Annotated in this window: 9 protein-coding genes; 6 read left to right on the forward strand and 3 right to left on the reverse strand. The window is 51.4% G+C overall.

The window, feature by feature from the left end; genetic code table 11:
• From xseA to C1H66_RS06530, 3 genes are all read right to left on the reverse strand, one after another.
• Positions 1-729: exodeoxyribonuclease VII large subunit (gene xseA, locus C1H66_RS06520; protein ID WP_102627094.1), on the reverse strand; the 729-nt coding region annotated here is incomplete at its 3' end.
• A gap of 122 nt (positions 730-851) precedes the next feature.
• Positions 852-1,517: a PRC-barrel domain-containing protein gene (locus C1H66_RS06525; protein WP_205738632.1), complete on the reverse strand. Its 666-nt coding sequence runs from the start codon at positions 1,515-1,517 to the stop codon at positions 852-854.
• 41 nt (positions 1,518-1,558) lie between these two features.
• Positions 1,559-1,756 (reverse strand): CsbD family protein, encoded by a 198-nt coding sequence (locus tag C1H66_RS06530; RefSeq protein ID WP_102627095.1) that lies wholly within the window; start codon positions 1,754-1,756, stop codon positions 1,559-1,561.
• A gap of 231 nt (positions 1,757-1,987) precedes the next feature.
• Here C1H66_RS06530 and guaB point away from each other — a divergent pair, with 231 nt between their 5' ends.
• The 6 genes from guaB (at position 1,988) to C1H66_RS06560 (ending at position 15,318) form a co-directional block, all read left to right on the forward strand.
• A complete protein-coding gene (gene guaB, locus C1H66_RS06535) occupies positions 1,988-3,457 on the forward strand; it encodes an IMP dehydrogenase (protein WP_102627096.1) in 1,470 nt (489 codons plus the stop codon).
• Positions 3,458-3,552: 95 nt separating this feature from the next.
• A complete protein-coding gene (gene guaA, locus C1H66_RS06540) occupies positions 3,553-5,130 on the forward strand; it encodes a glutamine-hydrolyzing GMP synthase (protein ID WP_102627097.1) in 1,578 nt (525 codons plus the stop codon).
• Between the two features lie 433 nt (positions 5,131-5,563).
• Complete coding sequence (gene dptF / locus C1H66_RS06545) at positions 5,564-7,156, forward strand: DNA phosphorothioation-dependent restriction protein DptF (protein WP_170064108.1); 1,593 nt, start codon at positions 5,564-5,566, stop codon at positions 7,154-7,156.
• Positions 7,153-8,496, forward strand: a complete 1,344-nt coding sequence (gene dptG, locus C1H66_RS06550) for a DNA phosphorothioation-dependent restriction protein DptG (RefSeq protein ID WP_102627099.1) — start codon at positions 7,153-7,155, stop codon at positions 8,494-8,496. The genes dptF and dptG overlap by 4 nt, the downstream gene beginning before the upstream one ends.
• Positions 8,477-13,582 carry a DNA phosphorothioation-dependent restriction protein DptH gene (gene dptH, locus C1H66_RS06555; RefSeq protein WP_240618231.1) on the forward strand — a complete coding sequence of 1,702 codons (5,106 nt, stop codon included), beginning with the start codon at positions 8,477-8,479 and terminating at the stop codon, positions 13,580-13,582. The genes dptG and dptH overlap by 20 nt, the downstream gene beginning before the upstream one ends.
• Entirely contained in the window at positions 13,579-15,318 is a 1,740-nt protein-coding gene (locus tag C1H66_RS06560) for an AIPR family protein (RefSeq protein ID WP_102627101.1), read from the forward strand. Before dptH ends, C1H66_RS06560 begins: the two co-directional genes overlap by 4 nt.
• Positions 15,319-15,352: the final 34 nt, after the last annotated feature.

The raw sequence follows: 15,352 nt of genomic DNA on the forward strand, positions 1-15,352 counted from the left end.
GTCCACCTCGTGGCCCACCGCCGACATCACCGGCAGCCGCGAATGGAAGATCGCCCGCGCCAGGTGCTCGTCGTTGAAGGCCCAGAGGTCCTCCAGGCTGCCGCCGCCGCGGGTGATCAGGATGGCGTCGCGGCCCGGGTCCAGCGCCGACTGGCGGTTGAGCAGGCCCAACGCCGAGATCAGCGCCGGCGCCGCCTCGCGGCCCTGCACCGGCACCGGGATCAGCGTGACCTTGGCCAGCGGCCAGCGCGCCGCCAGCACCGCCAGCACGTCGCGGATCGCCGCCCCGGTGGGCGAGCTGAGCACCAGCAGGTGGCGCGGCGGGTAGGGCAGGGGGCGGGCGTTGGCGAACACCCCCTCGGCGGCGAGCCGGGTCTTGAGCCGCTCGAAGGCCGCCAGCAGCTCGCCGACGCCGGCGGCCTGCACCGCCTCGACGATCAGCTGATAGTCGCCCCGCGGTTCGAAGATCGACAGCCGCCCGCGCACCTTGACCAGGTCGCCGTCGCGCATCGGGGCGGCGACGAAGCGCGCGCGGTTGCGGAACAGCGCGCAACGCAGCTGAGCCCGGTCGTCCTTGAGGGTGAAGTAGACATGCCCCGAGCCTGGCCGCGACACCCCCGAGAGCTCGCCCTCGACCCACAGCTCGCCGAAGTCGCGCTCCAGCGTCTGCCGGGCGCGGCGGTTCACTTCGCTGACGGAGAGGGGGGAGGGGGTATCGGCGCCGGGCATGGGGCAGCTGTCCTGTCGCGTATGACGCCGCTCACTCTAGCATGTCACCGGCAACGAAAGCGCCGAGCCTGGTCGGCTCGGCGTTATGTCATGGCGGTGGGGCGATGGCCCGTCAGCGGAGATCAGCCTTGGTCTTCGGGGACTTCAGCCTCTTCGGGGACGTCAGTCTCCTCGGGGACGTCAGCCTCCTCGGGGACGTCAGTCTCCTCGGGGACGTCAGCCTCCTCGGGGACGTCAGCCTCTTCGGGGACTGCAGCCTCCTCGGGGACTGCCGCGTCTTCGGGAGGCTCGTGCATGGGCTCTTCGTCGGGGGTCAGGGCCTCGCGCGTGCTCTGCCAGGCGCTTGCGGCACCCTCGCGGGTCCTCTCCCAGGCCTCGCGAGCCTGTGCCCTGGCCTGTTCCCACCAGTCACGGTCGTACTCAGGAAACGCTTCCATCTCCTCGGCGGTGGCTTCCACCAGGATGCGGTGCGTGGCAGCGCCAGCCTCGTCCAGCTCGCTTTCGAGCCGGAACTGTTCGGCTTCGACGACCACCCCGCGTCCGCCCATGCCCAGGACTGCACCACTCTTGACCACGATGGCAGTGACGCGCATGTCGTCATCGAACAACAGGTTATCCACGTTACCGACGTCTTCCTCGGGGTCGTCGGACAGAAAGACATCGGAGCCCAGAATGTCATCGGCTGCGTAGAGGCCCTGGGGGGCACCGGGCTCCTCGGCCGCCTGGGCAGCGAGGGCGAGACTTCCCGCCATGGCCGCAATCGCAACGGTCAGTACGTGCTTGTGCATGGCAGTCCTCCTTTGGCCCGTCGATCGAGCCACAATGCGGGTTAGAGCTTCCTGGCCCATTCATCGGCCTGCTTCTCGGCCTCTTCGCGGGCCAGGCCGTACTTCTGCTGGAGCTTGCCGACCAGCTGGTCGCGCTTGCCTTGGAGCTGATCCAGCTCGTCGTCGGTGAGTTCGCCCCAGCTCGAGCGAGCCTTGCCTTTCAGCTCTGTCCACTTGCCTTCGATCTGATCCCAGTTCATGTCGACACCCCTTTCCTGAATGGAACGTTGCATGAGGGAAGCCCTGGTCGCGCCTATCCATTTTAGTTCATTGTGGTCAACCTGATGGTAATACCAGCTTTTCTAATGGTCCGGCTCGTAGGCGGGCTACGCTTCCGTTGCCTTTCCCCCCGTGACGTGACCCACCCTTGGCCGTTATAATGGTTGATTAACTTCACTCCCTCCCCACCAGCTCACTGGGTGTTGCCGATTATGTTACGTATGGCCCAAGAAGCTCTTACGTTCGATGACGTATTACTCGTACCCGGCTACTCCGAGGTCCTGCCCAAGGACGTCAGCCTCCGGACCCGCCTGACCCGCAACCTCTTCCTCAACATCCCGCTCGTCTCGGCCGCCATGGATACCGTGACCGAGGCCCGCCTGGCCATCGCCATGGCCCAGGAAGGCGGCATCGGCATCATCCACAAGAACATGAGCATCGCCCAGCAGGCGGCGGAGGTGCGCAAGGTCAAGAAGCACGAGAGCGTGATCGTCAAGGACCCGGTCACCGTGGGCCCCAAGGCCAAGCTCGAGGACCTGCTGGCGATGGCCTCCGAGCACGGCTTCAGCGGCTTCCCGGTGGTCGAGGGCGAGACCCTGGTCGGCATCGTCACCCAGCGTGACATGCGCTTCCAGCCCAACCACGGCGACAGCGTCTACGACATCATGACCCCCCGCGAGCACCTGGTCACCGTGACCGAGGGCACCCCGCTCGACGTGATCAAGGGCAAGATGCAGGAGCACCGCGTCGAGAAGATGCTGGTGGTCAACGACCAGTTCCACCTGCGCGGCCTGGTCACCTTCAAGGACATCGAGAAGGCGCGCACCTTCCCCAACGCCGCCAAGGACGCCGACGGCCGCCTGCTGGCCGGTGCCGCGGTGGGCACCGGCCCCGAGACGCCCGACCGCATCGCCGCCCTGGCCGAGGCCGGCGTCGACGCGATCATCGTCGACACCGCCCACGGCCACTCCAAGGGCGTGATCGACCGGGTGCGCTGGGCGAAGGAGCACTTCCCGCAGATCCAGGTGATCGGCGGCAATATCGCCACCGGCGAAGCGGCCAAGGCCCTGGCCGAGGCCGGCGCCGACGGCGTCAAGGTCGGCATCGGCCCCGGCTCGATCTGCACCACCCGCGTGGTCGCCGGCGTCGGCGTGCCGCAGATCAGCGCCGTCTCCAACGTCGCCGCCGCACTCGAGCCCTACGACATCCCGCTGATCGCCGACGGCGGCGTGCGCTTCTCCGGCGACCTGGCCAAGGCGATCGCCGCCGGGGCCAGCTGCGTGATGGTCGGCGGCCTGCTGGCCGGCACCGAGGAGGCCCCGGGCGAGGTCGAGCTGTTCCAGGGCCGCACCTACAAGGCCTACCGCGGCATGGGCTCCATGGGCGCCATGGCCCAGAGCCAGGGCAGCGCCGACCGCTACTTCCAGGACAAGAGCGAGGGCGCCGAGAAGCTGGTGCCGGAGGGCATCGAGGGCCGCGTGCCCTACAAGGGCGTGATGAGCGCCATCGTCCACCAGCTGATGGGCGGCCTGCGCGCCTCCATGGGCTACACCGGCTGCAGCGACATCCAGGAGATGCGCACCAAGCCGGAGTTCGTGCAGATCACCGGCGCCGGCTTCGCCGAGTCCCATGTGCACGACGTGCAGATCACCAAGGAAGCCCCGAACTACCGCGCGGGTTAACCCAAGCTTGAAGCCGGAAGCTTGAAGCTGGAAGTGGCCGCGCCGCTTCCAGCTTTCCTGTTTCCGGGCCGTCTACCTCTCAAGGGAAAGGCCAGATGACCGATATTCACGCCCACAAGATCCTGATCCTCGACTTCGGCTCCCAGTACACCCAGCTGATCGCCCGCCGCGTGCGCGAGATCGGTGTCTTCTCCGAGATCCGCGCCTTCGACATCACCGAGGCCGAGATCCGCGAGTACAACCCCAGCGGCATCATCCTCGCCGGCGGCCCGGAGTCGGTCATCGAACTCGACTCGCCGCGCGCCCCGCAGTGCGTGTTCGAGATGGGCCTGCCGGTGCTCGGCATCTGCTACGGCATGCAGACCATGGCCGAGCAGCTCGGCGGCGCCGTCGAGGGCTCCCACAAGCGCGAGTTCGGCTACGCCCAGGTGCGCGTCGACGAGGAGACCGCGCTGTTCAAGGACATCAAGGACCACGTCGACCGCGACACCGGCCGCGGCCTGCTCGACGTGTGGATGAGCCACGGCGACAAGGTCGCCCGGGTGCCCGACACCTTCACCGTCACCGCCTCGACCCCGAGCTGCCCCATCGCCGCCATGGCCTGGGAGGCGAAGCGCTTCTACGGCGTGCAGTTCCACCCCGAGGTGACCCACACCCTGCAGGGCCAGCGCATCCTCGAGCACTTCGTGCTGGAGATCTGCGGCGCCGAGCGCCTCTGGACCCCGGCCCAGATCATCGAGGACCAGATCGCCCGGGTGCGCGACCAGGTCGGCGACCGCCACGTGCTGCTCGGCCTCTCCGGCGGCGTCGACTCCTCGGTGGTCGCGGCGCTGCTGCACAAGGCGATCGGCGACCAGCTCACCTGCGTGTTCGTCGACAACGGCCTGCTGCGCAAGGCCGAGGGCGACCAGGTGATGGAGACCTTCGCCCAGCACATGGGCGTCAAGGTGATCCGCGTCGACGCCGAGGACCTGTTCCTCGGCAAGCTCGAGGGCGAGGCCGACCCCGAGGCCAAGCGCAAGATCATCGGCAACACCTTCATCGAGGTGTTCGACGACGAGGCCAGCAAGATCGAGGGCGTCGACTTCCTGGCCCAGGGCACCATCTACCCCGACGTGATCGAATCCGCCGCCAGCAAGACCGGCAAGGCCCACGTGATCAAGTCGCATCACAATGTCGGCGGCCTGCCCGAGACCATGAAGCTCAAGCTGGTCGAGCCGCTGCGCGAGCTGTTCAAGGACGAGGTGCGCAAGCTCGGTCTCGAGCTCGGCCTGCCCTACGACATGGTCTACCGCCACCCCTTCCCGGGGCCGGGCCTCGGCGTGCGCATCCTCGGCGAGGTGAAGAAGGAGTACGCCGACATCCTGCGTGAGGCCGACGCCATCTTCATCGAGGAGCTGCACAAGGCCGACTGGTACCACAAGACCAGCCAGGCCTTCGCCGTGTTCCTGCCGGTGAAGTCCGTGGGCGTGGTCGGCGACGGCCGCCGCTACGAATGGGTCATCGCCCTGCGCGCCGTCGAGACCATCGACTTCATGACCGCCCGCTGGGCCCACCTGCCCTACGAGCTGCTGGAGAAGGTCTCCAACCGCATCATCAATGAGCTCAGTGGCGTCTCCCGCGTGACCTACGACGTGAGCAGCAAGCCGCCCGCGACGATCGAGTGGGAGTGATAGGGTAGGGCAGATGAGCAACGCCTAGTGCCATCACATCACACGCCTCATACGAAAGCCTGCCTCCTTCGGCAGGCTTTTTCATTGCAATTCGTTACAGAGACCGCTTTACTTGGTGGTTAAGGCCACTGAGACGGCTGCCGATAAGAAAGAATAGAAGAATACGCAGACAATGAGGTCGCAGGGAAAGGATGTCATCCCCGGGCGGTAGCGTGTCAGTTTCACCTGTAAGGCATGTATTTATTTATTGGTGGCGGGGCTGATGTACGGCCTGAAGATAGTAATTACTCCCCTGCATTCATCTTGCTGAATAAAGCGATAACGGAAGAGTGCTGCCTTAGCTCTGGTGTATGTGCCACTGGTAAGGTCAGGCGGTGATCTTGGTGCTATATGAATAATCTAAGTTTCACTATTCAGCTGCAAGGTGCATAACGTGAACTTTAGAATTCTTCTAGATACTCTTGCAAAGTCATCTGCTCAAGCAGTAACTACCCTTGGCCGAGGACAAGGAGAAGCAGAAGAACTTAAAGAGTATCTTTACGTAGAGACTGCAATAGAAAGGGACTTTAAGGAGGCTCTGGACTCCTGTCCAAGTTCCGACTCCATCATCTTTCTCTGTGGTTCTAGTGGTGACGGTAAGTCAGAGGTTCTGAAACGATATTACAAGCGTTATTCGGATACTTTCCGCTTCCACCTTGACGCAACCCACAGCTTTAGACCTGATCAGGGTGCTATAGAGGCTCTAGATCAGCTTTTCGACGAGCATAAAACCTCCAATAAGCCCCTAGTAATAGGCATCAATGTGGGGATGCTGTTTAATTATACGGTAGCGGGTGCGGGGCGCCATCAAGATATAAAGTCAGCGATTGAGGAGTTCACCCGCGCGGGGCATTCAAGCCATTCTTTTAGCTTTCTGAATTTTGAAGATTATCCGAAATTTAGACTTGAGAGTGGCTTTACCGGTTCAGCGTTCATAAGCGACCTGCTAGAAAGGGTAGTTCACTCTTCAGAACAAAACCCCCTTTACCGAGCCTATCAGGATGCAAGTGAGATATCTCCTGGCTTGCTTACGACAAATTATCGCCTTCTCCAGCAGGCAGAGGTCCGCGAACGGATTGTTCAGCTTTTGCTTTCTGCACGGCTGCGCTTTGATCAATTTTTATCCGCAAGAGGGCTTCTGGATTTTATACACCACTTAATTTGTGGTCCCCGAAGCCTTTTCGATAACTTATTTGTACGTGGTCACAATGATCTCTGTGACATTATTAGTCATTTTGACCCATGCTCAATCCGGTCTCAGAAGCTTGACCAATTTCTCATCCAGCATTCGCTAGGAGTGAAGGAGCAGAGGTTTACCGAATTCCAAGAAGACATCTTCAGGGCGTTTGATATAAAAGATTTAGACGCTGCCGGTTGGTTGCGACTATTCTATGTCCTCCAAGACCTCGAGATTGGCAATAAATACCATCAGGAGTTTGTTGGAGATTTTCAGCGGCCTTTATACGACAGATATATCGATGTATGGCGTTTACATGCAGAATTTGATGGTGATTCAGACAAAAGGCAGCTGCTTCGCAAGTTTTATCAAGATGAATTAGTCTCAGCTTTAATGCGTTTTGGAAACCGTTTGTCCCCATCATTGACAAAACGAAAGCATATGTATTTGTGCAAACGAAATAAGGTTGTCATCTCGGCTAAAGCAGATGTTCGGCCAGACTTTAAAGGAATTAAAGAAGAGCCAGTAAAAAGTATTCATGAATTCCCTGTTTGCTTAAAAGTCGAAAGTAATTCTCTCAGAGTGTTTCAGGTCAATGTAAGCTTTCTTGAGCTAGTGACAAAAATAAATAATGGTTACCGTCCTAATAAGCATGACAAAAACACCATTGTCATACTGGAAGAGATTGTAGATGAGATGAGCAAGGTTGTTGTTCAAGCTAAAACGTTGTTTCTCACAGCCAAGAACCGTAAAATTGCACTTACCAATGAGGCGGATGATGGAGAGTTTGTGGTTGGAGGTGATGAATGAGTATCGCTGATAACTTAAACAAACTGCCTGATCAAGAAATCCAGGAACGAAATCTTGTCAATAGTTTCTTACCCTTTCGCCAGCAGAGATCCAACGTTGCTGAGTACGACTTTGAAGCTATTGCAGCAAGTGTTCTCTCTACTGCTCTTAGGAGGAAAATTAAGAAAGGGAATGACCTAGAATCATATAAAAGCAGAATTATTTCTCGGCTGACGAATAAATTGACCGATGATTCCCTGGGCGATCTCATTTATGAGATGTATTTCAGCGGTAATGATCTTGGACTGTATAAAGTATCGCCAGAATTTCTGCTTTTTAAAGAGTCTCTCGCCGATGCGTCGAACAATAAGCATGTCTCTCAATTGCTTAAGAACTTCATTGCAGAAAGTGACCGGTCATTTCCTCCTCTACGCAGTGCAGTCAACTTTCTAGAATCAGAGTTGGTCTCAGAGCTTCAGACGGGGTTAGAAGAATATCGACCTATATCATTTGAGTCGCCCTATCTTCCCTTCCTTTCTGAGTTTTTTGCTGAGGATCTTCAATTTCTATTCCAGCATCCAAACTACCTGCTTCAGAATATCCGATCGTTTTTTGGTTTATATGCGTTTTTGTATAGTGCTCAACTAGCCTTGAATATTAATGGGTGGAAATCCGAGCCTGAAAGTAAACCGCTTTTCTTTATTCTAGATACCGAAAAGGCGAGTTTGGAACGCAAGTATGTTAAGGAAGCTTTTCCCCAACTAAAAGCCAGGGTGGCTGATTTGTTTCCAGTTTTATCTATGCTTGAGTACTTAAATCAGCCTCAAAATAAGAAAGCGGTTAAGTATCCTTTATGGAAGATTTTTAACCATATAGAGGGGGTTGGTGAGTCTGAACGAATCAATGTGCAAAGGTCAATGGCGAACTTTTGTGATAAGTATCGGAAAAAGCGTGGTCTTTCAAAGGTAGAAGGGTATCCGAGAGACATTATTTCTATGGTTCATCTTTTGACGGAAACTGCGAAGGAGATTTTCAGTAAACGTGGAACCAGTCAGTTCACCGTTAACAGTAAGTTTGTCAATGCATTTGAAAACGAGATCGCCCAGCACTTCGTTCAGACAAGAGGTCGTTCTGGACGAGTATTAACAATTTCTCAGGATTATTTTCTTCTACTTACCAATTTGGCGATTGGCGACCGAGAACAGCTACAGTTTCAGGAACTATTGTCAGCTTTTCGCAAACGTGGCGTTTGGTTTGATCGCCAATCTGAACTAGCGATTATTAAATTTCTCGAACGGATCGGGAATATCGAAAAAATGAGTGATAGCGGGGATGCAGTGTATGTCCAGAAGACACTTTGAAGCCTTTCTCGTAAAGAATCTGAAAGATTGGCTGAAAGAGCGTATAGCAAATGGAGCCCGATATCAGTTCAAGTCCCCTGACCCAGAAAATACGGTTGCGCTGATCTCTGAGCTTTTGGCGGGGCGCGATGGGGTACTGGCGATGGGTGATCAAAAGCTCTCCTACATTGCTATCGATGGCTGCCGCTTGCTGGTTGCGGGTCACCTAGAGCAGCATGACGTACAGAAAGGCTGTTACACCGAGAACTATATCTCTAATTTGCGAGATGCTGTCGCTGCCCAAGAGCCTCCCTTTGAAAACTGTGCACTCCTGATCATTCATAACAGTCTATTGGACACCCTAATCAACAGCGCTCTTGACCTCGCTCAGGGAGACGCTGTTTGGTCCCCTAATTCGATCAAGCAACAGCTTGAAGGGCTGATTTCAGAAGGCCTTTACAATCAGGTCGCTTCGCGTTGCCTACTTGAGCATCAGGTTCGTGTCATCATGGAAGAGGACTCCAGTGTTTTCGGTTTTAGCCACCTGCATGATTCGATGATTGATGGGGATCTTTGTTTCGAAAAACTGGGTCTATTTAACGACCCTATGGTTTTAAGCAATACCAATGAGAAGCAAGTCGAGCGGCGTCTGGAGGCTAATCGACAGTTACGGTCAGAGATTGAGTTTGCCGTTGAGCACTATCCAAATGATCTTGAAGATCGACTGACAAAACTTGGGACGAAGTTTATACAAAAGCACTTTGGAGACAATCCAGAGGTGCCGTGGACCAAGCTGACCTACGGTGATTTCAAGGCTGAAGAGGAGCGGCAAAAACAAATTTCTCTCGATTACGAAGGGCTAGAGATTAATGGCTGTGAAGTTAAGGTCCGCAATAAAAAAGAGACCGCGGCAGGTCTTCGGGACAAGCACCTAATTATAGAAATGTCTGCAGAACAAGACCGTTTCAAATTCAAGATAAAGTTTGTAGGACAAAGACTGGAGAAGAGAGAGTTGGCGCTTCAGCCAAAGAGTCTTTCGGATCGTGTCGCGATTGAGCTCTTTGGTCGTGGTAATAAATCAACTTTTATGATATCTGGTGCCTGCGAGGCTGAGCCCCTTTTTTTCACACTACGACTTAACCGAGATTCTTCTAGTGAGAAGTATAGTTTTCACTGCATGGTCGTTCGCGAAGGCACATTTAACCTCGCAGCTTTTGATAATCAATTTTTGATTGATAGGATGCGAAGGGCGCTCGTCCTGCAGGCGGAGCAGCATGTGCTGGAAATAAACCCGGAGCTGACGACAAGCCTGGTTCTAGATGACAGTGGAAAAACGATATTGACAGGAGAATATGGAACTGTCGATTTTCACCAGCTGTATGAGGAGTCTGATGAGGTAAGTTTTAACCTGTCAAACGGCGAGACAGAACTAACTGTCTTGGTTGAAGGAGAAGCAAGTAAGGAAAGCCTCCGTTTGCCCTTGATGCTTGATCCAGACCGGTTTGCGAGACTCTTCAAAGACGATAACTACAACGGAGTTTATCGCCGAGCCAAAGAAACTGTTGTCATAGACAATCAAGAATCTGAGCCTCTGTCCCTGAGAAAACTGCTTCTATGGGCGGAGTCTGCATTCGTATCAGAGGAAGTAATTGAATGGGATCAGGATCGTGGGAAGGGACTCTCGGCTTCTGGCTTGCAGCTGGCTGATGATGATCTTTATGCAAAGTATCACGCTTTGATTACTTATTTTCAGCAGAAGAAGACGCTCCCCTCGCTTGCGAGTTGGGGGCCGGAGTTGGTCGATCTCGCCAGAGAGTTTGTTCTTTCATGCATCCAATACCTTGAGTCCATTCCAAAAGGCCATACACTCAGCACCGCTAGCCGGACTGTCATGCGTCTAGGTTTTGCCACTATTGAGGGGCGAAGATTCTTAACACCGTTCCATCCGTTGGTGATGGCTTACTACATTAACTTGATCGATGAAATTAAAGCCGATGGAGAAGCGCGAAGCTTTAGGCAGCTTCCTGAGGTTACGAAAAACCGGTTAAACCCACGTGGATTGATACCTCATCTGTATGATCCGGAACACAGGTATAGCTATACTCAGGCCGTGAATCAGGATCCTTTTTGGCTTGAAGTGGTTCCACATCAGGAGACGAGTTTTGATTTCGTTATCACTCTAGTTAAACACAAAATCGAAGAGTTCACTGCTACCTTCCCCCAACTCTTCCAGCAGGTTGAAGATGCCCCGCTGCTCATCAATTCGGTGAACAATGCTGACAATACTGAATTGTTCCAAGGTATCATTTCCTATTACCAGGCTAATCTGGAAAGGGGCCCCCACATTCACGTAAATCTTTACGATGAGGAGCTCACGGAGACAGAGTTCGATGTTTTTGCTGAGATGGGCTTGTATGATACTATCAAGGAACGTTACCGGTTAGATAAAGGTGCTACACGTCGGAACGCAGATACGATTATTGATCTTTTAAGGACTCGTCTGACCTTCAGTAAGTTTAGACACGATGCAGCTGAACAGCAGGCATATGCGCACCTTACGTTCTTTAAGAACGATCAAAAAGTAGAGGCCGTCGATAACAACATAGAAGAGCACCTTTCAGGAGTAGCCTGTGGCGGCTTGTTAAATGGTGAGTCGTCACGAAGTGAGAACGGCCGGTTTTTCACCGCTTTTGGACTGAAAGGGGTTGCCTACGAAGACAAACCTCACTTACAGCTCGCTAAGCTGGTTGGCTCGTTCTCACGGCCCGCGCAATCGAAGAATGACCGTTACCATGATCACTCGGCTATCAGCTTGGCCGTGAGTGAGGATTTCATATCCTTGCTGCAACGATCCTACGACAGCTCAGTGTGGACAACCATTATCGATCCTAAGGTTACTCTGGAGTTCTTCGATACGACCAAAGACGTAATACTGATACATTACTCGGACCAGTACACGAGCTCTTCTGGCTATGATGCCATTACAGTTACCAAACAGGTCGATCTTTATAGGAATGTTCTTGGAAGTGCTGGCACAGATCTCATTCGGGAGTTCAACGCCTTCAATGGAGAGTGGTTGCTCAAACTAATTACGGATCAGCCTACGGAGAAAATCGCGAAAGAGGGAATCATCGGCGCATACAAGGTTGTCAGTGCTCTGTTAGACCAGTCGGATATCACTTGGGTTCCACTCTCCGTTGCGGAAATGATCCGTGTTGCGGGAAATATTGGTCTGGCGATGTCGGATAGTGATTTCTCACGCCACAACCGAGAGATTCGCAAAGGCGCTATCTCGGATGACATCCTCTTCGCTGGATTCAAAGATAATCAGCTTTACCTTCTCCCTGTGGAGGTAAAAGCAGGCTACCGTCCAGACTTCACCAAGGCTAGGAAGCAGGTGATCGAGCTTAAAAGGTACATGGAAGAAGATCTCTTGGGACTGAATACATTGGAGGCACGGCTATACAGAGCTCTGTTTGTCCGGCAAGTTCTGCTCCAGATCGAAAAATACGAACTTTATGAGGTTTTTAAAAAAAATCACTTTGCTCCATTCTTGGAAAAGAGAGAAGAGTGGCTTGAGGGTGATTACGGGATCGCTCAGCTTCCAAACTATCCGAAAGCAATGGTCATCGCGCATATTAATGTTGAGAGCTGTTTCGAGGAACACTACGAAACCCGAGAAGAAGTACTTGAGACTGAGATCCCTATGGGGATTCTCGACAAGCTGGTTCGTACTCCCTATCGGGATTTGAAAAGGGATATTCAAGAGAAAACGATTCTCCACGTTCCGGATAAATATTTCCTACTACCTTTTGAGCAAGTTGAAGAGGCCAGTGGAGTAGAGGGCGATTCAAAGGAATCGCAAGTAGAGGGTGTGGAGGCTGAATCGGAGCCCAAGATTGAGACACCGGAGCCTCTGGCAACGAAGGGCAAAGAATCTGCTTCAGGTGATGAGGAGCCGGTCAAGATTGAAGCGGGCCCTCTTAAGATTCAGTTTGGTACCGACGTCCAAACCGGTGAGCATATTTATTGGGAGCCAACGAACACTGAAAAGCTCTTCAATACCAATACCGGTATTATCGGTACCATGGGAACCGGGAAAACGCAGTTCACGAAGTCCGTCATCACCCAGCTGCATCGAAACCAGTATCAGAACGTCGATGGTTTACCAATTGGTATTTTAATCTTCGACTATAAGGCTGATTACGTAAAAGAAGCCTTCGTACAGGCGACCAACGCGAAAGTGCTAGATCTCTACCACCTTCCCTTTAGTCCATTCGCCATATTCGGTGACCGGCCGATGCAGCCGGTACATACTGCGAACCTGTTTAGAAGTACGCTTGCCAAAGCTTTTGGCCTCGGTAACAAGCAACAGAATAAAATTCGTACGCTTGTGATGGATGCCTACGAGCGTGCAGGCATCTTTCCACAAGACAAGGCTACTTGGGCGAAGCCAGCGCCCACGTTACGCGATGTCTGGGAGCTTTATCAGGACCAAGAGAAGGTTGAGCACGACTCGCTCCATGCAGCGCTTGATGACCTGATGAGCTTCGAAATTTTTGAGCCGGACACGTCAAAAACACGATCGCTCTACGATATGTTGGAGGGTGTGACGGTTATGAACTTGTCAGGCTACGACACCCAAATTCAGAATCTCGTAGTTGCTTTAACATTAGACTTGTTCTATACGCAAATGCACCAAAAGGGAAGTTCAACTCTTGATGGGAAATACCGACAAATATCTAAAATGATTTTGGTAGATGAAGCAGATAATTTTATGTCTCAAGATTTTGAGAGTTTAAAAAAGATACTAAAGGAAGGTCGGGAGTTTGGTGTTGGCTCTATTCTCTCAACGCAGGAATTGACTCATTTTAGAACCGGTGAAAATGATTATTCCAGCCTTATACTTTCATGGATAATTCATCAGGTTCCTAGTGTTGGTGGCAAGGATATAAAAGCTATTTTCAATGTTAGCTCGAAGCAAGATGAGGATGCGGTTATAAATGGTATTCGCAAAATGGATAAACATAATAGTTTGTATGTGACAGGGAATAAGAGAGTTTTAAAAATGAAAGATTTGGCGTTTTGGGAGCTGGATAAAAAATGAATTTGAAAGATTTTTCTTTAGTGAGAGAAAGAATAAATAAAATTGCTGGCGATAGAGGGCTAAAAGCTTCCAGTGCGTTTTATTTCTTTTGCATGGACCTTGTGCTAAGTATTAATGATACGGAGATAGAAGATAGTATAACAGATACAGAGTACCTGCTTCTTACTGGTGGTCAGTCTGGTAAAGATAAGGGTGTTGATGCGGTATATATAGATGAAGATCAAAATCCTCCGGTGATTAGTTTTTTTAACTGTAAGTATACAGGAAAGGTTGATAAGTTAGAAAACCATTTCCCTTCATCAGAATCTACTAAAGTTATAGATTTTTTTTCTAAGCTTTTAGAGCAAGATATAGATTTAATAAAAGAGGTCAATCCAGTGTTGGCCGGAAAAGTTGAGCAAATTTGGTCAATTTTTAGCAAGGTAAATCCTGAGCTTAGGCTGTATTTCTGTAGTAATAGCTACAATCGTATGGTTGGTGAAGAATATGCCGCTATAAAAAGAGATCTGGAGAGCAAAAGGCGAGTTTCTGTCGATTTCTTTCTTATGGATAACATGGTTTCAAGGCTCTTGCTGGAGGACCATGTTCCAGTTAATGCTAAAATTAAAGCCGTTGGAAAGCACTACTTTGAGAAAAGTGATGGTAATGTCAAAGCGCTTATAGCTGAGTTTGATGCAAGGGACTTAATCAGAATTGTATGTCGAAATGAAGCCATAAGGAATAATCCAGATCCTGAAGATTATTCTGTGCTTGCATATGAAGATCTTGATGAAAATGCTTTCAAAGATAATGTTAGGGTTTATTTGAAGCAAAGAACGAAGATAAACCAGAATATTAAGAATACTGTTAGGTCCGAAGATAGAGGGAAGGTTTTCTATTTTAATAATGGAATAACCATTACTTGTGATAGCTTCAACTATCCCGGAGGCAATAGGACTTCGCCTATTGTGGATTTGCAGAATCTACAGATTGTGAACGGATGTCAAACAATTAATTCCTTGTTTGAAGCCTATAAAGAAAGTCCAGATTGTTTCGAAGAAGGTAATGTTGATCTTTTGTGTAAAATATATCAGACAGTTGATAAGGAGCTCAGTACAAAGATTTGTGAATATACGAATAGCCAAAATCCCGTAAAGAGTCGAGATATAAAATCGATCGACTATTATCAGATAGGATTGGAAAAGCAGTTGGCAGACCGAGGTTATTGGTATGAAAGAAAGAAGAATCAATTTTCTGATGAGGATAAGGAAAAACGCATCGATTCTGAGTTGGTAGGACAGCTGCTATATGCATTTTTTAATGGATGCCCCGCCGAAGCGAAGAATAAAAAACGCCTGATTTTTGGCGATTCCTATGATGAAATTTTTTCTGAAAGTATCACTTCGGAAGAAGTGCTTTTAGTCTGGAAGCTCTTTAAACTAATTGAGTTTAGCAAGATCGAAAAGCGATCAATTTTGAAAGAATTTGAAGAGGGCGAGAGATTAAAGAAATCTTTTATTTTGTATGCAGATTTTTATCTGCTTTATCTTATGAGATTAAAAGCCGAGAAAGATGGAGTTGATATTTCTCTTGGTAATTTAGATGATATTTGGGCGCTTTACGATGAATGCTGTGACGAACTTGAAGAGATGGTTCATCAAGAAGCAATAAATCATGAAAGTAATTCAATATATACTGGTTACTTCAAAAATAATCGAGTGAAAATGAAGATTGAAGATAAATACCCTCTCGGTTAAGTGAGGTGGCTGGAGCTTAGTGGCTCCAGCCAAT

It is taken from the genome of Halomonas heilongjiangensis (assembly GCF_002879645.1).
In the GTDB taxonomy this organism is placed as follows: domain Bacteria; phylum Pseudomonadota; class Gammaproteobacteria; order Pseudomonadales; family Halomonadaceae; genus Halomonas; species Halomonas heilongjiangensis.

What these genes read in the sequence shown, in the direction of transcription:
- C1H66_RS06560 (WP_102627101.1), top strand. Translation starts at nt 13,579, where the DNA reads ATGAATTTGAAAGATTTTTCTTTAGTGAGAGAAAGAATAAATAAAATT.
- C1H66_RS06530 (WP_102627095.1), bottom strand. Translation starts at nt 1,756, where the DNA reads ATGAACTGGGATCAGATCGAAGGCAAGTGGACAGAGCTGAAAGGCAAG.
- C1H66_RS06525 (WP_205738632.1), bottom strand. Translation starts at nt 1,517, where the DNA reads ATGCACAAGCACGTACTGACCGTTGCGATTGCGGCCATGGCGGGAAGT.
- dptH (WP_240618231.1), top strand. Translation starts at nt 8,477, where the DNA reads ATGTCCAGAAGACACTTTGAAGCCTTTCTCGTAAAGAATCTGAAAGAT.
- dptG (WP_102627099.1), top strand. Translation starts at nt 7,153, where the DNA reads ATGAGTATCGCTGATAACTTAAACAAACTGCCTGATCAAGAAATCCAG.
- guaB (WP_102627096.1), top strand. Translation starts at nt 1,988, where the DNA reads ATGTTACGTATGGCCCAAGAAGCTCTTACGTTCGATGACGTATTACTC.
- guaA (WP_102627097.1), top strand. Translation starts at nt 3,553, where the DNA reads ATGACCGATATTCACGCCCACAAGATCCTGATCCTCGACTTCGGCTCC.